Source organism: Amycolatopsis sp. NPDC049868 (assembly GCF_044461365.1).
In the GTDB taxonomy this organism is placed as follows: domain Bacteria; phylum Actinomycetota; class Actinomycetes; order Mycobacteriales; family Pseudonocardiaceae; genus Amycolatopsis.
Window position 1 is genome coordinate 295,086 of record NZ_JBITKV010000007.1, and the last position, 17,534, is coordinate 312,619.

Below are 17,534 nucleotides of genomic sequence, written 5' to 3' on the forward strand. Positions count from 1 at the left end.
GCCGACCTGCCCGCCAGTTCCCCCTGGCGGTGATCCGGTTCGTGGTTGACTTCCCCGCATGGTCCTGTTCCCGCGCGCGGCCGCCCGGCCCCGCAACCGCAAGCAGCAGATCGTCGACGCTGCCGGGCGGATCTTCAGCGAACACGGCTACCACGCGGCGTCGATGGAGGAGATCGCCGCCGACGTGGGTATCACCGCGGCCGCCCTGTACCGGCACTTCCCGAACAAGTACGCGTTGTTCGCCGCGTGCGCGAACGTCATGGCCGATCGGCTCGTCGCCACGCTCGACGAGGTGGAGCCCGGCGCGCCGCTGGCGGACGTGCTCGCCGCCGTCACACAGGGCACGGTCGTCCATCGCGCGTCGAGTGGCCTGTACCGCTGGGAATCCCGGTACCTCGAACGCGAAGACCGGCACTCGCTCGCGCTGAAGTTCGGGCAGGTCGTGGACCGGGTGGCCGAGGCGGTGCGGCGGGAGTATCCGCTCCCCGACGAGGGTTTGCGGGCCGTGGCCGCCCTCGGCGTGATCGGGTCGATCACGATGCACCGCACCTCGATCGCCCAGCGCCGGGTGGAAGAGGTACTGGTCGAGTCCGCCTTGCGAGTGGTCGCGACCGATCCGACGGCGGGCGTCGCGGGCGCGCACGCCGTCGAGTTGCCGCCCAGTCCGGAGCCGCGCACCCGGCGCTCGGAGATCATCGCGGCGGCCATCCCGCTGTTCGAACGGGACGGGTTCGCCAACGTCACGAACGGCCGGATCGCCGAAGCCGTCGGGCTGGTGCCTTCCGCGCTCTATCGGTATTTCCCCGGCAAGGCCGACATTCTCGCCGCCGCCTGCCTGCAGGCCGCGGGGATCCTGGCCGAGGCGGTGGAGCGGAGCCTTCGCGGCGTCGAAGCCCCGGGCGACGCGCTGCTCGCGCTGGCGCGGACCTATGTGGCCTACAGCTTCGAGCACACCGCGCTCACCAGTGTCGCCAACGCCGAACTGGCGGGGCTGCCCGCGGCACTGCAACGCCCTTTGGTCAGCGCGCAGCGCGAACACATCGCCGTATGGGAACGGCATTTGCGGTCGGCGCGGCCCGAGCTCGACCAGCGTCAGGCGAGGGTGCTCGTGCACGCCGGTTTCGGGGTGGTGGTCGAAGCGGGACGGAGGTTGCGCTGGGAGGACGTCCCCGCCAACCGCGACGCCGTCAGTGCCTTGCTCGTCGGCGCCTTGGGGGTTTGACGCCGTTGATACGGTGATACGCGATTTGATTCCGCGTATCATCCAGGGCGGTTCGACGGGAGAAGAAATGCGACTCACCTCCGAGCAGAACGAATTCGCCGCGTCCGTGGCGGAGCTGTGCCGCCGCGAAGGTGGTGCCCGGGAAGCCCACGACGACGTGCTCTACCGCAAGATGGCCCGGCTGGGCTGGATCGGTGCCGGGCTGCCCGCCGAGTTCGGCGGGGCCGACGGTGGCATGGTCGACATCTGTGTCTTCCTGGAACAGACCGCGCGCGGGATGGCGCCGATCGGCGGTTTCACCACGTCGATCATCGTCGCCGAGGCGTACCGCAGGTTCGGCTCGCCGGCGCAGAAGAAGCTCGTCATCGGTGGTATCGCGGAAGGCGAGGTCGCGGCGATCGCGATGTCCGAACCCGAAGCGGGATCGGACGTCGGCGCGCTGACCTGCCGGGCCGAACGCCGTGACGGCGGCTGGGTGATCAACGGTCAGAAGACCTGGTGTTCCAACGCGCATATCGCGAACACGATCCTGCTCGTGGCCAGGACGTCGGCCGACGGCGGCAAACACGACGGCCTCACGATGTTCCACGTCCCCGCCGACAGCGCCGGGCTCACCATCAAGGGCATCGAGACCTTGGGCGGGAGCGACGTCAACGACCTGTACTTCACCGACTGCGTGCTGCCCGCGGACGCCGTGGTGGGCAAGGTGGGGGAGGGCTGGCGGCAGCTGATGGCGGGGCTGAACCTGGAGCGGCTGATCCTCGCCGCCGGAATGCTGGGAACCGCGCAACGCGCCTTCGACGACACGCTCGCCTACGTCCGCGAGCGCCGCCAGTTCGGCAAGCCGATCGGGACCTTCCAGGCCATCCGGCACCGGCTCGCCGACCTGGCGACGGAGATCGAGTGCTGCCGCCTGCTGGTGTACCGGGTCGCGGAGCTCGTCGACGAAGACCCCGAACGGCTGCTGCCCAGGGAAGCGTCGATGGCGAAGCTCAAGGTGACCGAGACGGCGAAAAAGGTCGCGCTGGAAGGTATGCAGATGATGGGCGGCTACGGCCACGCGATGGAATTCGACATGCAGCGGCACGTGCGCAGCACGCTGGTGTCCACTGTGTACGGTGGAACCAGCGAGATCCAGCGCGACATCATCGGCAAGACCTACGGCCTCTGAACGCCGTCCGGTCAGGACGGGCGGTTGGCGTCCGGGATCTCGATGCTGATGGGCCGTAGTTCGGACAGGTACAGCAAAGCGGCCTTGCGAAGGAACTCGTCGAACAGCCAATAGACCTGCGGTGCCGCCGGGAAGGGCAGCAGTCCTTCCCGGACGGCGACGAAAGGTCCCCACCCCGTGCGGAGGAGCGGGTCCCAGATCGGTTCGCGCGGGATCTTCAGCCAGTTCGCGATCCGGTCGCCGAGCAGGAACCGGGTGAACGCGCCGAGGACGGGTTTGCTGAGGACGCCGGCGTCGACGGCCGAACCCAGGCCGAGAAGGATGTCAGCCAGTTCGATGCCTTCCGGTGTGGCCGCCAGGATCGGGGTCAGCACCTGAGCGGCCTGTGCGTCCGCCTCGGCCCACGACGCAGGAAGGTATTCATCCGCGATGCCGAGCATATGCCCGCCGAGTTGCCAGGAATGCAGGAAAGCCTCCGACTCGTGCGCCGGGATCGGGACCTTCCAGGCGGTGAGTTTCCGCATCACGGTCGTCGGAAGACTGTGCCAGGTCACCATCATGTCGGCCTGGCTGATCGGGATCTGTTCGTCGGCGACGGTGTCCCACTGTGGCGACTGGGGCAGGAGATGGCGTACGGCCGCGTGCACCAACCGGGTCTTCACGCAGGTCACGATCATTTCGCCGTCGGGGGCGTAGGCGTTGCGGGTGCCGATGTCGTAGCCGAGTTTGGCGGTCTTGGAGATGCGATCCTTCATGTCCGCGCCGCCCTTCGAGTAATAGACCGCGCGCGCCTCCTTGGGAATGACCGTGCTCATCATGCCGCTGGCGAAACCGTAGAGAACGCCGAGATACAGGCCGCGCTTCTCGTTGAACTCGTACGCGGTGGCCAGTTTGCGCTGATCGGCCCAGGGTGGCAGCCGCCGCGCCCGTTCCATGAAGTCACGCAGCTCCGCCGGCAGTCCGTCCGGGAGCGGCTGGCCGTTCTTCTTCCAGGTACGCAAAAGCGTGTTCACCCGCGGCACGTCGCCCCGGACGATCAACGAGGCGACCAGCGTGTCGGCCTCCGGATCCCATACCCAGCGCGGATCGGCTCCTGTTCCGGTGCCCGCCACCGAACCCCTGGCGGACCACGTCCATGGCACCGCCTGTGCGGGAGCCGCGAGGCCCAACGCGCCGAGCACGCCGAGTGCTCCTCCGGCCTTCAAAACGCCACGCCTGCCGTGTTCGTCCATGTCGCCGTTCCTCCGCGTCGAGTCGGCCGAGCTCTGATACGATGAAACACGTTGCGAACCTGCGTATCACCATGAGAACACGACGACCGGGACCGCACAAGGCACAATCGGGTGCGGGAGGTGGCCATGGAACCGGCGTTGGAGTCCTTGCTGGAGCTGGCGTACTCGGACGCCGTCGAGCGGGTCGACGAGACGGACGAGACGCGGACGCGGATCCTCGACGCGGCGTACACCCAGTTCTCCAAGACGGGTATCCAACGGTCCACAATGGAGGATGTCGCCCGGCGCGCGGGGGTTTCCCGGATCACCGTCTACCGGCGGTTCCCCGGTAAGGACGTCCTGGTCGAGCAGGTGGTGCGGCGGGAGTTCCGGCGGTACTTCGACCGGTTCCTCGCCGACATCGAGCAGGCGGGCACCGTCGCCGAACGCGTGGTGCTGGGCTTCGTGAGCTCGCTGCGGGCGATCCGCGGCAATCCGCTGATCGGCGGGTTGCTCGACGTCGAGCCGGACCTCCTCATGGCGTCCATGATCGGTGACGGCGGCCGCACCCTCGCCACCGTCCGCGCCTTCGTCGCGGGCCAGCTGAAGCAGGAACAGGCGGCGGGCAACGTCTCCCGGAAACTGGACGTCGATCTCGCGGCCGAACTGATGGTGCGGGTCTCGACCTCGTTCCTGGTGATCCCCAGCCAGGTCGTCGACGTCGACGACGACGAACAGCTCGCCACCGTCGCGAGGCGGTTCCTCGTGCCCTTGCTGGAACTTCGGGACTGACGTCAGGCCTCGCGGTGGCCGAGGCCGGCGGAGACCTGCCGGGCAGCGCGGCCGACGACGCGGTTCAGGCCGCGCATCCGGGCGGCGGGCATGTACGGCCGGGTCGCCGAAACGCTGATGGCCCCGGCGATCGCGCCGGTGGCGTCCCGGATCGGCGCCGCGACACAGCGGATCCCCGGTTCGTTGTCCTCCAGGTCCATCGCCACCCCGGACTCCGCGTACTCGCGCATGCGCGCCAGGAACGCGTCGAGGTCCTCCGGGCGCACCCTGCCGGGTTCCGCCGGCGTCTCGGCCAGGTACAGCTCCCGCCATTCCGGCGCGGAGTCCAGCAGAAGCGCCATGCCGACACCGGTGCGGGTCAACGGCATCCGGTGCCCGATCCGGGAACGCATCTCCGCGCCCCGTGAGCCCGGCAGCTTGTCCAGGTACAGCACCGAATCCCCGTCGCGGACGGCCAGATGCACCGTGTCGCGCAACTGCTCCGCCAGCTCCTCCAGCACCGGCCGGGCGACCACCGGCAGCGGACTGCCGTGCAGGGCCTGGAAACCCAGCTCGATCAAGGTGGGCCCGAGCGCGTAGCCGTCCCGTCCGCTGCGCAGGTAACCCTCGCTGACCAGCAGCTGGACCAGCCGATGCGCGGTACTGCGGCCAAGCCCGGTGTCCTCGACCAGGCCGCGGAGGTCGGTCGCGCCACTCGCGACCGCGCGGATCAGCGCGAGGCCGCGGGCGAGGGTCTGGGTGCCGGGCGGTGCCGTGTCGGACATGCCGGAATCCTACATATAGGGACGGCGATCGCATTATCGGGAACGCGCCCGCACGATGTCGCTCGTGACCGACACCGAACCCGCCTTGATCGCGCTCGACTGGGGAACCTCCGGTCAGCGTGCCTGGCTGCTCGGCGGGGACGGCGAAATCCTGGCCGCCCGCAACGCCGGGCGCGGACTGCTGACCACGACCGAGGACGTGGACCTCCGGGACCCGCGAGCCAGGGCGGCCGCCTACGAGTCCGCCTTCCGGAAGATCTGCGGCGACTGGCTCACGGCGTTCCCCGGGCTTCCCGCCCTCGCCGCCGGGATGGTGGGCAGTGCGCAGGGCTGGGCCGATTCCGGCTACCGCACCGTCCCGGCGGGGCTCGACTTCCCCTCGCTCGTCCCCGTGTCCCATCGCGACGGCGTGCTCCATCTCGTACCGGGACTGCGGATCCCGTCCGGTGAGCACCCCGGCGACGTGATCCGCGGCGAGGAAACGCAACTGGTCGGTGTGCTCGAAGCGCTCGGCGGCCCCGGCGGACCGCTCACCGTGGTGCTACCCGGTACGCACAGCAAATGGGTCCGCGTCGAGGACGGGCTCGTCACCGGCTTCACCACCGCGATGACCGGCGAACTGTACGGAATCCTGATCGCGCACGGCATCCTCGCCCGCACGGCCGCCGAGCCGGCCGCCGACGACGTGGCCTTCTCGCGGGGTCTCGCCGCGGGAAGGCGTTCGCGAGGGATCGCCACCGAGGCGTTCGGCGCCCGCCCGCTCGTCCTCGACGGCGTACTGGAACCGGAGTCGCTGCCCGACTATCTGTCCGGAGTCCTGATCGCCGACGAGGTCTCACATCTGCTGCGTGACGCCGACACCCGCGTGGTGCTGTGCGGTGCGGGTGAACTCTGCCGTCGTTACGCCACCGCCCTCGCCGACAGGGGAGTGGAGGCCATCGTGCTGTCCGAAGAGGTCACCGCCCGAGGGCTGTGGCGTATCGCGACGGCCGCCGGACTGCTCGAAGACCGTCTCGAAAGGACACTGAAACCGTGACCGGTTTGATCGCGATCCTGCGAGGGGTGACCCCGGCCGAGGTCGTCGGCGTCGGCCGGGCGCTCGTCGACGCGGGATTCCCCGCCATCGAGGTGCCGCTGAACTCGCCGGAACCGTTCGAGAGCGTGCGTTTGCTCGCCGACGCGTTCGGGGAGCGGTGCGAGATCGGCGCGGGCACCGTGCTCACCACCGCGGACGTAAGCCGGGCGCGGGAGGCGGGAGCACGCCTGATCGTGGCGCCCAACACCGATCCCGCGGTGATCTCCGCGGCCGTCGCCGAGGGGATGACGCCGTATCCCGGCGTCGCCACGCCCACCGAGGCCTTCGCCGCACTGGCCGCGGGCGCCCGGTATCTCAAGCTGTTCCCCGCCGACGCGGTCGGGATCGGGGGCATGAAGGCGTGGCGCGCCGTGCTGCCGCGCGAGGTCGGACTGCTGCCGGTCGGCGGAGTCGACGAAACGAACCTGGCGGCCTGGGCCGCCGCCGGGGCGGCCGGGGCGGGGCTCGGTTCCTGCCTCTACCGGCCGGGTGACACCGCCGGCGCGGTCGGCGTCCGTGCCCGCGCACTTTCCGAGATCTGGCACCAGGAATAGGAAAAGAACCATGAAGATCGTGTCAATGACGACATATCAGGTGCCGCCGCGCTGGTCGTTCCTGAAGATCGAAACGGACGAGGGCGTCACCGGCTGGGGCGAACCGGTCCTGGAGGGCCGGGCCGCTTCGGTGGCCGCGACCGTCGAGGAGCTTTCCGACTACCTGATCGGCAAAGACCCCTCGCAGATCGAGGATCTGTGGACCGTCCTGTATCGCGGCGGGTTCTACCGGGGCGGTGGCCTCCACATGAGCGCGCTGGCCGGGATCGACCAGGCCCTGTGGGACATCAAGGGAAAGGCGCTCGGAGTCCCGGTGCACGAACTGCTCGGCGGCCGCGTACGCGACCGGATCAAGGTGTACTCGTGGATCGGCGGCGACCGCCCGGCCGAGACCGCCCGCGCGGCCCGCGAGGTGGTGGACCGCGGATTCAGCGCGGTGAAGATGAACGGCACCGAGGAACTGTCCTATCTGGACACCTGGGATAAGGTCGACCGCTGTGTGGCCAATGTGGACGCGGTGCGGCAGGCGGTGGGCCCGAATATCGGCATCGGGGTGGACTTCCACGGCCGCGTGCACAAGCCGATGGCCAAGGTGCTGCTACGCGAACTGGAGCCGTATCGGCTGATGTTCGTCGAGGAGCCGGTGTTGTCCGAGCACGTCGACGGATTCGCCGACGTCCTCCGTAACTCGCCGATCCCGATCGCGCTCGGCGAGCGGCTGTTCTCCAGGTGGGATTTCAAGACGGTGCTGGCCTCGGGCGCCGTCGACATCATTCAACCGGACCCGTCACACTGCGGCGGCATCACTGAAGCGCGCAAGATCGCGCACATGGCCGAGGCCTACGACGTCGGCCTGGCGCTGCACTGCCCGCTCGGCCCGATCGCGCTGGCGGCCTGCCTGCAGATCGACGCGGGTTGCTACAACGCGACGATCCAGGAACAGAGCCTCGGCATCCACTACAACACGAGCAACGACCTCCTCGACTACCTGGCGGATCCGTCGGTGTTCGCCTACGACGACGGACAGGTCGTCATCCCCCGCGGGCCGGGGCTGGGTATCGAGATCAACGAGGAGTACGTCGCCGAACGGGCGGCCGAAGGCCATCGCTGGCGGAATCCGGTGTGGCGGCACGCCGACGGCTCGTTCGCGGAATGGTGAGCGCGATGACCACTGCCGTCCAAGGTGCCGTGCGCCCGACCCGGTTCCGGGTGCTCATCGCGGTGATGCTGTTCATCACCGTCGTCATCAACTATCTCGACCGTTCGAACCTGTCGATCGCGATGCCCGCGATCGCCGGCGAACTCGACCTGTCCAAAGCGGAACAAGGTCTGCTCCTGTCGGCCTTCGGCTGGACCTACGCCGCGTTGCAACTGCCCGGCGGCTGGCTCGTCGACAAGATCCCGCCTCGGCTGCTCTATCCGGCCTGTCTGATCCTGTGGTCTCTCGCGACGTTCTTCATGGGGATCATCGGCGGGTTCGTGGCGCTGATCGCGTTGCGGCTGATGGTCGGCGTCTTCGAGGCTCCCGCCTATCCGATCAACAGCAAGATCGCGACCGTCTGGTTCCCGGAACGCGAACGCGCCACGGCGATCGGCTTCTACACCTCGGGCCAGTTCATCGGCCTCGCCTTGCTGACACCCGTGCTGTCCTGGTTGCAGACCGTGCTTTCGTGGCACTGGGTGTTCATCGCCACCGGTCTGGTCGGCATCCTCTGGGCCGTGCTCTGGTACGCGAAGTACCGGGAGCCGCGCGACTCGCGGGCCAACGAGGCGGAGGTGGAGCTGATCCGTTCCGGCGGTGGCCTGGTGGATCTGCCGCGCGAGCGGCCGGAGCGGGCGCGCATCACGCGTGCGGATCTGGCGACCGTGCTGGGCAGCCGGAAGTTGTGGGGAATCTACTTCGGACAGTTCTGCCTGACCTCGACGCTCTGGTTCTTCCTCACCTGGTTCCCGACGTATCTCGTCGAGTACCGGGATATGGACTACATCAAGTCCGGCTTCCTGGCTTCGCTGCCGTTCATCGCGGCACTGGTCGGCGTGCTGGTCTCCGGTGTCCTGTCGGACTTCCTGGTGCGGCGCGGCGCCTCGCTCGGGGTGGCGCGGAAAGGCCCGATCATCGCCGGGCTGCTGCTGAGCACCGTGATGGTCACGGCCGGGTTCACCGACTCGACCACGATGGTCATCGTGATCCTGTCCGTCGCCTTCTTCGGCAACGGGCTCGCGTCGATCACCTGGTCGCTGGTCTCCGCGCTGGCTCCGCGGCGGCTGCTCGGGCTGACCGGCGGGATGTTCAACTTCATCGGGAACCTGTCGTCGATCGCCACGCCGATCGTCATCGGCCTGATCGTCACCGACGACAGTTTCGCGCCCGGCTTCGCGTATATGACCGTGATCACGGTCGCCGGGATCCTGTCCTATGTCTTCCTGGTCGGCAAGGTCGAGCGCGTGGCCGAGCGAACCCCGGCGGGATCCGCGCGGGTGTGACCCGGCCTCACATTTCGCGCGGCCGCGTCGTCGGTAGGGCAGAAGCATCCACTACCGCAAGGAGAACGCGATGAATGCCCGGCTCGACTACTTCGGCAACCCGGTCGGCGGAAAGTTCATGAGGACCATCATCTCGGCAGGAAGGGGGCTGGCCGACTCGCCGCTGTCGCTCACGATCCAGGAACTGGTCCGGATGCGCGCGAGCCAGATCAACGGCTGCGCGGTCTGCCTGGACATCCACACCAAGGAAGCCGCCGCCGCGGGCGAAACGGACGTGCGGATCAACCTGGTCGCCGTATGGCGGGAGGCGACGGTCTTCACCGAGGCCGAGCGCGCCGCGCTGGAAGTGACCGAGCAGGCCTGCCGGATGGCCGACGGCGGCGGAGTCACCGATGAGGCTTGGGCGAACGCCGCCAAGCATTTCGACGAGGACCAGCTCGCCGCGCTGGTGGCGGTGATCTCGTTGATCAACGCCTTCAACCGGGTGAACGCCATCGTCCAGAACCCCGGCGGCGACTACCGGGTGGGGCAGTTCGCATGACCACCACCGAGACAGCACGCAATCGGGCGGTGTTCAGCCGCTTCCACGACGCGACCAACACCGGCGACTTCGGCGTCATCGAGAAGACGATCGACGAGGTCGTCGCGCCGGACGTGGTGTTCCACGCGCCGGTGCCGATGGAGACGACAGGGGCGCAGGCACTGAAACAAGTGTGGACGGTGCTGCTGCGTGCGTTCCCCGACCTGCGGGTCACGGCCGAGGACGTGCTCGCCGACGGGGACAGGATCGTCTGCCGGAACACCGTCACCGGCACCCACCAGGGCGAGTATCGAGGACTGCCCGCCACGGGGAAGACCGTTTCCTACAGCGAGATCTTCATCCTCCGCTTCGCCGGGGGGCGGGTCGCCGAGATCTGGGGTGTCGTGGACGTCCTCACCCAGCTACGGCAACTCGGCGCCCTCGCGGCGTAGCGGTCAGGCTCCGGCCCAGGGACGGAGCTTCTCCGGATTCCGCATCCCCCAGATGTGCTGGATGCGGTCTCCGGCGACGTGGAACGCGAAGACGGCGACGGTCAGCTCGGCCTGCCGGAGTACGAGGCCGGGCCGGCCGTTGACGTCCCGCTCCACCAGTTCGAGACCGGACGTCAAACGCGCCAACGTGATGAGATAGGAGGCGACCTCCTCGCTCCCTTCGAATGGATGCAGCGCGGCCGTGACGACTCCTCCGCCGTCGCTGGCCGCCTTGACGTCCGGATCGAGGATGCCGATGAGCGCGTTGATGTCTTTGGCTTCCCAGGCCTTCTTGAACTCTTTGACGAGCTCGGCCTGCGTGGCGATCGGGGCGGGCGAAACGCGCGTCGCGCGGATACGGCGGCGCGCGGATGACGCCAGCTGGCGGCAGGCGGCCGGAGTGCGGCCGACGATCTCCGCGACCTCGGCGAAGGCGTAACGGAACACGTCGTGCAGGACGAACGCGACCCGCTCGGCCGGCGTCAGTGATTCGAGCACGACGAGAAACGCCATGTTGATCGACTCGTCGAGGGTGATCCGGTCGGCCGGGTCGACGGCGGGCGGCCGCCCGGTCGTCCGTTCGACGTGTCCCGGCAGCGGTTCGGGAAGCCACTCGCCGACGTAACGTTCCCGTCGTGCGCGTGCCGACCCGAGGAGGTCCAGGCAGATTCGGCTCGCGACCGTCGTCAGCCAGGCTCCGGGAGACTCGATCGCTTCCCGCTGCGCGGAGGACAAGGCGTACCAACGGGTGTAGGTCTCCTGCACCACGTCCTCGGCCTCGGAAAGGGAACCGATCAGGCGATACGCGAGCCCGATCAGCTGGCGCCGCTCGCTCACGATCGCCTTGAGTCCCGGGTCGAGCGTCGGTTCGTTCATGGGTTTCGCCCCCCTGGTCGCGTGTGGTGTCCCGGGTACGACGAGACACCGGCGCCGGATGTGAGGTCACCTCCGGCGCCGGCGGGCTATGCCGTCACCGCGCGGGGGAAGTCCTTGCGCTTGATCTTGGCCCGGCGGCCGTCCGGATGGTGGAAGACCACGCCCTCGGCCACGTGCCCTGGCGAGAACCGGCTGTCCAACGTGTCGAGGAAATCCCGGAGTTCGTGGTAGCTGCGCGGTACTTCGGGCAAGGTCGGCGCCTGGAGATCGAACGGGACGCATCGGTGATCTTCCAGCCCGAGGGGATTGCCCTGGATGCGCGGGCCGAGCGCCTCGCTCGGATGCTCCCCGTCCGGCCACCCGGACACGTCGGTGTTCCCGGCCGCCGCGAGGATCCACTTGTCGTCGGCGGTTCCGCCGTCGGTGTCGACGTACCAGCCGTCGACGATGCCCTGCTGCTTCTGCGCCTTGCTCGGGTTGCGGCGCTTCTCGACCCGGACCAGCTGCCCCGCGCGCACGGTGAGCCGGACGTTGGTGCCGTCGAGCTTCTCCGTGCCCACCCCGGCGCCGTCGAACACCCATGCGCACTCGGCGCGAGGCCTGTCGACGACGTGAAAACGCTCGTCGCGCTCGAAAAGCGTGGGGATCTTCTCCATGACGGTCTTCCCTTTCACGACGTGCCCGATGAGTTCCTCAGGAGTGATGGCGCCGACGGCCAGCCCGCCGGCGAGCGCCCGTATCAGCTCCGCCACGGAAACGTCGGCTTCGACGGCCACATGCTTCAGCGCCTTCTTCTCCTCGGGGGAGATCCAGGCGACCAGCCGTGACCATCCATCGGGAGGCGTCCATCGGGCCGGCGTCGCAGGGTCTTTGCGCGGCCTGCCCCGTCCTCGTGCCTGCTCCACGGCTGAACCGTAGCCAGCCCAAAATACTTGTGTCAATTGGCATAACAGAAAATAGTCGCGAGGTAGTCGCTCACATCTGAGGAGGTCAGCGCGCCCCGGCTTCTCCGAGGATCCGGGCGACGGCTGTCTGACCCTTGGTCCTGGCGTGGGCGAGGGGAGTGACACCCTGCTTGTCGGCGAGGTTCACATCGGCGCCCGCGGCGACGAGCGCTCGGACCACTTCCTGATGGCGCGGCCCGCCGTCGCCGAGGATGACCGCTTCCAGCAGCGCGGTCCAGCCGAGGTCGTTCACGTGGTCGACGTTGATCCCGCTGCCGGCCACCAGCCGCACGTACTCGGCGTGCCCGCGTTCGGAGGCGGGGATCAGCGAGACGCCGCCGTACCGGTTGGTGATGGTCAGATCCGGCTTGGCTTCGAGTAGCAGCTTCGCCATCGGGACGCTCCCGGTGACCCCGGTGACCAGCCATGGTGTGTCGTGCCGCCCGTCGAGCGCGTTCGGGTCGGCGCCCGCCTTGACGAGGATTTCGGCGACCTCTAGCCGGTCCTCGGTGACGGCGACGAGCAACGGGGTCCGGCCGCGATCGTCACGGGTCTCCAGGTCGGCGCCGGCGTCGACGGCCTGCCGGACTCGGTTGGCGTCGGCTTCGAAGAGTTGGTTCACGGGGACTCCTTGGCGGGGCGGCTGGGACGACGTGGGTGGCGGGGCGGTGCTCGGCGCCGTCGCGGGTGGTGCGCCCGGTGCCTGCGGGGAGCAGGCACCGAGCACGAGGGCGGCGAGCAGAGCCGCGATCGCCCGCTCACCGATCATCAGCGAAGTTCCCCGATGGCGCGCAGGCCGGCCGCGGCGAACTTCTCGTCGAGGTCGCCGCTGGGCGCGCCGCCGACGCCGATCCCGGCGATCGGGCCGCCGTTCGCGGCGACCGGCACGCCGCCGCCGAGGAAGAGCGTGCCGGGGATGTCGCGGATGGTCGGGCCGTCTCCCTGGGCGTTCTTGGCCAGCGCGGACGTCGGCTGTCCGAAGGAGACCGCGGTGAAGGCCTTCCGCTTGGCGGACTCCTCCGTCTGCGGCCCGGCGCCATCGCCCTTGAGCAGGACGCGGACGTCGCCCGACCGGTCGATCACGGCCACAGTGACCCGCTGGCCCTCCTTCTCGGCGGCGTCCAGCGCTGCCTGCGCGGCCCGGGTGGCGGCGTCGACACCGAGCACGCTGGTCTGCACCACGGCCTGCGCGGCGGCGGGCGGCTGCGGCTTGCGGTCCTGTTGTGCCTGCGCCGCGCCCACGCCGGTGGCCAGCGCGACGGTCGCGAGGCCGGCCGTCATACCCAGGACGAGACGAGTGCGGGGGAGCTTGGCGTTCATCGGATTTCCTTTGCGGTGAGGGGTGTTTCGTTCTCCCTCGACTTTCCCGCCCGGCGCGCTGTGGCGAATCGGGAGAGTGGACATCGATCGGACGCCGAGCGGTCGGTGCGGGCATCAACCGAACGATTGATGCGGAGCACCCCGCCTCCCCACATACGATCATCGGCGAGGAAGGGAGGGCCGGAATGAAGCCGCATCTGGGCGAGACCACCGGGCTGAACGCCGCGATGCACGCAGGGTTCTTCCTGCTGCTCGCCGCGTCCGTGGCCCGGTTCGTCGCGGGGCACGGATTGAGCGGTGCCACGCCGCTGATCCTCGTGCTCACCGGCGCGCTCGCGCTGGTCTACGTGGCGGGCGTGCTGAGCTGGGAGGCGCTCGACCGGTGGCGTCCGGCGTGGCTGACGGTGGTGATCGCGGTCTGGCTGGCGCTGGTGGTGGCCGCGCCGAGTTTCGCCTGGTGCGCCGTGCCGTTGTTCTTCGTCTGCCTGCAGATGCTGCGCCCGCGGATGATGATCGCGGTGGTCGTGCTCCTGACCGTCGCGACCATCCTCGCCCAGCTGAGGATCGCGGACGGGTTCGATCCGAGCATCGTGCTCGCGCCCATCGCGGTCGCGCTGATGGCCACGATGACGTTCCTGCAACTCGACCGGGACCGGCTCGAACTGGGTCAGACCGTAGGGGAGCTCCTGCGCACCAGGATCGACCTCGCACAGAGCCAGCGGGTGGCCGGGATGGTGGAGGAACGGGAGCGGCTGGCGCGAGAGATCCATGACGTCCTCGCGCAGGGGCTTTCGAGTCTGCGGATGCTGCTGCAGGCGGCGCAGCGGTCGTGGGACACGGATCCGGAACTGGCCAAAGCCCACGTGTCCCGCGCCGTCGACGCGGCGGGGGACAACCTCGACGAAGCGCGCCGGTTCGTCAAAGGCCTCGGGTCGCCGCGGCTGGAGAGCACCGACCTCGGCGAGACCCTGAGCGCGCTCGCCGAGCAGGTCACGTTCGCCGCCGCGCATCCGGTGCGCTTCGAGACCAGCGGGGATCCGTATCCCCTGGAACCCGAAGTGGAGGCATGTCTGCTCCGGGTCGCGCAGAGTGCGCTGGCGAACGTCAGCGAGCACGCCAGGGCGACGAAGGCCGCCGTCACGCTGACTTATCTGGCCGACAAGGTCGTCCTCGACATTCGAGACGACGGCGTCGGTTTCGCCCCGGAATCGACCCGCGCGAGCGGCTTGCGGGGGAACGGGTTGCGGATGATCGGTGAGCGGGTCGCCGAACTCGGTGGTGAGATGGTCGTCGAGAGCGCGCCGGGAGAGGGCACCGCGCTCGCCTTCGCCGTGCCCACCAGGGAGGTTCGATGACCGTCCAGGTGCTGATCGTCGACGACCATCCGGTGGTGCGGGCGGGTATCGCCGCGCTGCTGGCCGGCGAGCCCGGCTTCGAGGTGATCGGCGAGTGCGCGAGCGCCGACGAGGCCGTGCGGTTCGCGACCGCCCGGAAGCCGGACGTCGTGCTGATGGACCTGCAGCTCGGCGACGGCCCGGACGGTGTGAGCGCCACCGAACGCCTGACCGCCTTGCCGGATCCGCCGAAGGTACTGGTGCTCACCACCTACGACGCCGAGCTGGACATCACCAGGGCGGTGGCCGCCGGCGCCACCGGCTACCTGCTCAAGGCGGGGCCGCCCGAGGATCTCTTCAAGGGCATTCACGCGGCCGCGCGTGGAGAGACCGCGTTGGCGCCGCAGGTCGCGGCCCGGCTTTTCGGGCATATGCGGGCACCGGCACCCGCGTTGAGTCCTCGTGAGACCGAGATCGTGCAGTTGGTGGCGGAAGGATTGATCAACCGGCAGATCGCGGCGCGCCTGTTCATCTCCGAAGCCACGGTGAAAACACACCTCGTCCACATCTACGACAAACTCGGCGTCGACAGCCGTGCCGGTGCGGTGGCCGTCGCCACGGAACGGAGGATCATCCGCAACTGAAGGCGTTGCCCGACCTGGAGGTGGGTCAGCGGCGTGGTTCGATCGTCATGTCGCCGCGGGTCAGCGCGAGAGTCGAGTCCCTGGCGAGTAACTCGTGCGGGAAACCGAGTTCGATCGCGGAGGCCTCGTCGAGGCGGGCCAGCTGCGAGGCGGTGAGCTCGACTTCCAGCGCGCCGAGGTTGTCCTCCAGCTGCTCGGTGGTGCGGGCGCCGATGATCGGTGCCGTCACGCCCGGGTTCCGCAAGGTCCAGGCCAGCCCGATCTGGGCGGGGGTGCGGCCGAGGTCCGCGGCGACCTCCTTCACGACGTCCACGATGGCGAGGTTGCGCTCGGTGAGTGTGCCCAAGGCGAGGTTGAAGTTCTTGCGGGTGCCGTCTTCGGACGGCGTCGCGGACATGTCGCCTCGGCTGTACTTCCCGGTGAGCACCCCGCCGGCCAGCGGCGACCAGGGGACCACGCCCAGTCCCATCTCGCGGGCCATGGGGATCAGGTCACGTTCCCCGGTGCGCTCGATCAGGTTGTACTCGATCTGCAGCGCGATCAGTGGCGACCAGCCGCGCAGGTCGGCGATCGCCTGCATACGCGACACCTCCCAAGCCGGGGTGTTGGAGATCCCCACGTACAGGACTTTGCCCTGCCGGACCAGATCGTCCATCCCGCGCAGGATCTCCTCGACCGGGGTCGTGAAATCCCACAGGTGCAGGTAAAGCAGATCGATGTAGTCCGTGTCCAGTTGCCGCAGGCTGGCTTCCACCGACGCGAACAGGCTCTTGCGCTGGCCGCCCCCGGAATTCGGGTCGCCAGGGCGGCGCAAGACCGTGTACTTCGTCGCCAGCACGAGGCTTTCGCGGCGGTCGCGGGCGAATTCGCCCAGCAGCCGCTCGGAGCTGCCGTTCGTGTAGGTGTTGGCGGTGTCGATGAAGTTGCCGCCGCGTTCGACGTAGCGGTCGAACAGCTTGCGTGCCTCATCCTGCTCGGCGCCCCAGCCCCAGTCCGTGCCGAAGGTCGCCGCGCCCAGGGCCAGCGGGGAAACCCGCAGCCCGGACCGGCCCAGCAGCCGGTAGGTGTCGAGGGGGAGCGACATCGGGTCCTCCTGTGCTCGTGTTCCGTTGTCGAAGCCGAGTCTGCGACCGCCGCGAACGAGGGATAAGGGAGAGCGCTTCCTGGGAACACGGGTCCCACCCTGGCTGTTGGAGCCGGTATGACGACTTCCGCCGTGGACACGGCACAGGAGCTGGCCGCGTTCCTGCGGACCCGGCGTGAACGCCTGGACCCGGACGAATTCGGCCTGCCGTCGCGCCGTCGGTCCCGGCGGACCCCGGGACTGCGCCGCGAAGAGGTCGCCGAACTGGCGGCGGTCAGCGTCGACTACATCGTGCGGCTGGAACAGGCCCGTGGGCTGCGGCCCTCGGCGGACGTCGTGGAGGCGCTCGCCAGGGCGCTGCGCTTGGCTCCCGACGAACGCGCCTACCTCTTCGATCTGGCCAGGCAGCGTCCCCGCGACGACGGCAAGCTCGCCACCACCGCGGCACCGGCGCTGGCCCGGCTGGTCGCGGATCTGTCGCCGCTACCCGCCATGCTGATGAACCACCGCTACGACATCCTGGCGTGGAACGACGAAATGGCGAGACTGCTGGTGGATTTCGGCACTCTGCCGCCGTCACAGCGGAATTCGATGTGGTTGTGCCTCAAACATCCCAAGATCCACGAGTTCTACGCGGATCGTGAACGTGTCGTGCGGGAGGGGATCGCCCATCTGCGCGCCGCTTGGGCCGCGCATCCGGACGATCAGGGCTTGACCGAGCTGATCGCCGAATTCACCGCCGACGAGGAATTCGCGCGGCTGTGGGCAGAACGCGACGTCAAGGTCAACGGCCGCGGGCGCAAGGTGATGCGTCATCCCGAGGCCGGTGTGGTCGAACTGGATTACGAGGTGCTCATCCCTCTTGAGGATCAGGGCCAGCGTCTCGTGATCTACCGCGCCATGACCGAAGAAAGCCGCCTGGCGCTGGACCGGTTGTTCGCCCTGCCACGGCAGTAGGCGATGCGCGTACCGCGCCTATTCGATCGCGTGTCCGTGAAGGCCTCCTTGCCACCCTGAAGGTAGTGAAGGAGGCCTTCACGGACTGCGT

The 17,534-nt window shown here is 68.9% G+C and carries 19 protein-coding genes; 12 read left to right on the forward strand and 7 right to left on the reverse strand.

Annotated elements, in window-relative coordinates:
* Positions 1-58: 58 nt before the first annotated feature.
* Together ACIBTM_RS28360 and ACIBTM_RS28365 are read left to right on the forward strand one after the other, a co-directional pair.
* Positions 59-1,222 carry a TetR/AcrR family transcriptional regulator gene (locus ACIBTM_RS28360; RefSeq protein ID WP_395880193.1) on the forward strand — a complete coding sequence of 388 codons (1,164 nt, stop codon included), beginning with the start codon at positions 59-61 and terminating at the stop codon, positions 1,220-1,222.
* A gap of 67 nt (positions 1,223-1,289) precedes the next feature.
* On the forward strand, positions 1,290-2,393 hold the full coding sequence (locus tag ACIBTM_RS28365) for an acyl-CoA dehydrogenase family protein (protein ID WP_395880194.1): 1,104 nt from the start codon (positions 1,290-1,292) through the stop codon (positions 2,391-2,393).
* An 11-nt stretch (positions 2,394-2,404) separates the two neighbouring features.
* On the opposite strand, the gene ACIBTM_RS28370 is transcribed toward ACIBTM_RS28365, so the two are convergent.
* Positions 2,405-3,625 (reverse strand): oxygenase MpaB family protein, encoded by a 1,221-nt coding sequence (locus ACIBTM_RS28370; RefSeq protein ID WP_395880195.1) that lies wholly within the window; start codon positions 3,623-3,625, stop codon positions 2,405-2,407.
* A 126-nt stretch (positions 3,626-3,751) separates the two neighbouring features.
* Here ACIBTM_RS28370 and ACIBTM_RS28375 point away from each other — a divergent pair, with 126 nt between their 5' ends.
* The gene (locus ACIBTM_RS28375) at positions 3,752-4,396 is read left to right on the forward strand and encodes a TetR/AcrR family transcriptional regulator (RefSeq protein WP_395880196.1); all 645 of its coding nucleotides are present in this window, start codon (positions 3,752-3,754) and stop codon (positions 4,394-4,396) included.
* A gap of 2 nt (positions 4,397-4,398) precedes the next feature.
* On the opposite strand, the gene ACIBTM_RS28380 is transcribed toward ACIBTM_RS28375, so the two are convergent.
* Complete coding sequence (locus ACIBTM_RS28380; protein ID WP_395880197.1) at positions 4,399-5,160, reverse strand: IclR family transcriptional regulator; 762 nt, start codon at positions 5,158-5,160, stop codon at positions 4,399-4,401.
* A gap of 55 nt (positions 5,161-5,215) precedes the next feature.
* On the opposite strand from ACIBTM_RS28380, the gene ACIBTM_RS28385 reads away from it, so the two are divergent.
* From ACIBTM_RS28385 to ACIBTM_RS28410, 6 genes are all read left to right on the forward strand, one after another.
* The gene (locus ACIBTM_RS28385) at positions 5,216-6,196 is read left to right on the forward strand and encodes a 2-dehydro-3-deoxygalactonokinase (protein ID WP_395880198.1); all 981 of its coding nucleotides are present in this window, start codon (positions 5,216-5,218) and stop codon (positions 6,194-6,196) included.
* On the forward strand, positions 6,193-6,789 hold the full coding sequence (locus ACIBTM_RS28390; protein WP_395880199.1) for a 2-dehydro-3-deoxy-6-phosphogalactonate aldolase: 597 nt from the start codon (positions 6,193-6,195) through the stop codon (positions 6,787-6,789). The genes ACIBTM_RS28385 and ACIBTM_RS28390 overlap by 4 nt, the downstream gene beginning before the upstream one ends.
* Positions 6,790-6,799: 10 nt before the next feature.
* Positions 6,800-7,948: a galactonate dehydratase gene (gene dgoD / locus ACIBTM_RS28395; RefSeq protein WP_395880200.1), complete on the forward strand. Its 1,149-nt coding sequence runs from the start codon at positions 6,800-6,802 to the stop codon at positions 7,946-7,948.
* 5 nt (positions 7,949-7,953) lie between these two features.
* Entirely contained in the window at positions 7,954-9,273 is a 1,320-nt protein-coding gene (locus tag ACIBTM_RS28400) for an MFS transporter (protein ID WP_395880201.1), read from the forward strand.
* 70 nt (positions 9,274-9,343) lie between these two features.
* Complete coding sequence (locus tag ACIBTM_RS28405; RefSeq protein ID WP_395880202.1) at positions 9,344-9,814, forward strand: carboxymuconolactone decarboxylase family protein; 471 nt, start codon at positions 9,344-9,346, stop codon at positions 9,812-9,814.
* A complete protein-coding gene (locus ACIBTM_RS28410; RefSeq protein WP_395880203.1) occupies positions 9,811-10,245 on the forward strand; it encodes an ester cyclase in 435 nt (144 codons plus the stop codon). Before ACIBTM_RS28405 ends, ACIBTM_RS28410 begins: the two co-directional genes overlap by 4 nt.
* A gap of 3 nt (positions 10,246-10,248) precedes the next feature.
* Here ACIBTM_RS28410 and sigJ read toward each other — a convergent pair whose 3' ends face one another.
* The 4 genes from sigJ to ACIBTM_RS28430 form a co-directional block, all read right to left on the reverse strand.
* Positions 10,249-11,160 carry an RNA polymerase sigma factor SigJ gene (gene sigJ, locus ACIBTM_RS28415; RefSeq protein WP_395880204.1) on the reverse strand — a complete coding sequence of 304 codons (912 nt, stop codon included), beginning with the start codon at positions 11,158-11,160 and terminating at the stop codon, positions 10,249-10,251.
* Positions 11,161-11,246: 86 nt separating this feature from the next.
* Positions 11,247-12,065 (reverse strand): hypothetical protein, encoded by an 819-nt coding sequence (locus ACIBTM_RS28420; protein WP_395880205.1) that lies wholly within the window; start codon positions 12,063-12,065, stop codon positions 11,247-11,249.
* An 85-nt stretch (positions 12,066-12,150) separates the two neighbouring features.
* Entirely contained in the window at positions 12,151-12,873 is a 723-nt protein-coding gene (locus ACIBTM_RS28425) for an ankyrin repeat domain-containing protein (RefSeq protein ID WP_395880206.1), read from the reverse strand.
* On the reverse strand, positions 12,873-13,424 hold the full coding sequence (locus ACIBTM_RS28430; protein WP_037345206.1) for a heme-binding protein: 552 nt from the start codon (positions 13,422-13,424) through the stop codon (positions 12,873-12,875). The genes ACIBTM_RS28425 and ACIBTM_RS28430 overlap by 1 nt, the downstream gene beginning before the upstream one ends.
* 185 nt (positions 13,425-13,609) lie before the next feature.
* Here ACIBTM_RS28430 and ACIBTM_RS28435 point away from each other — a divergent pair, with 185 nt between their 5' ends.
* The gene (locus ACIBTM_RS28435; protein ID WP_395880207.1) at positions 13,610-14,779 is read left to right on the forward strand and encodes a sensor histidine kinase; all 1,170 of its coding nucleotides are present in this window, start codon (positions 13,610-13,612) and stop codon (positions 14,777-14,779) included.
* Entirely contained in the window at positions 14,776-15,402 is a 627-nt protein-coding gene (locus ACIBTM_RS28440; RefSeq protein ID WP_395880208.1) for a response regulator, read from the forward strand. The genes ACIBTM_RS28435 and ACIBTM_RS28440 overlap by 4 nt, the downstream gene beginning before the upstream one ends.
* A 25-nt stretch (positions 15,403-15,427) precedes the next feature.
* Here the strand turns inward: ACIBTM_RS28440 and ACIBTM_RS28445 are convergent, their stop codons facing one another.
* Positions 15,428-16,486, reverse strand: a complete 1,059-nt coding sequence (locus tag ACIBTM_RS28445) for an aldo/keto reductase (protein WP_395880209.1) — start codon at positions 16,484-16,486, stop codon at positions 15,428-15,430.
* Positions 16,487-16,603: 117 nt separating this feature from the next.
* Here ACIBTM_RS28445 and ACIBTM_RS28450 point away from each other — a divergent pair, with 117 nt between their 5' ends.
* Positions 16,604-17,443: a helix-turn-helix transcriptional regulator gene (locus ACIBTM_RS28450; RefSeq protein ID WP_395880210.1), complete on the forward strand. Its 840-nt coding sequence runs from the start codon at positions 16,604-16,606 to the stop codon at positions 17,441-17,443.
* Positions 17,444-17,534 lie beyond the last annotated feature (91 nt).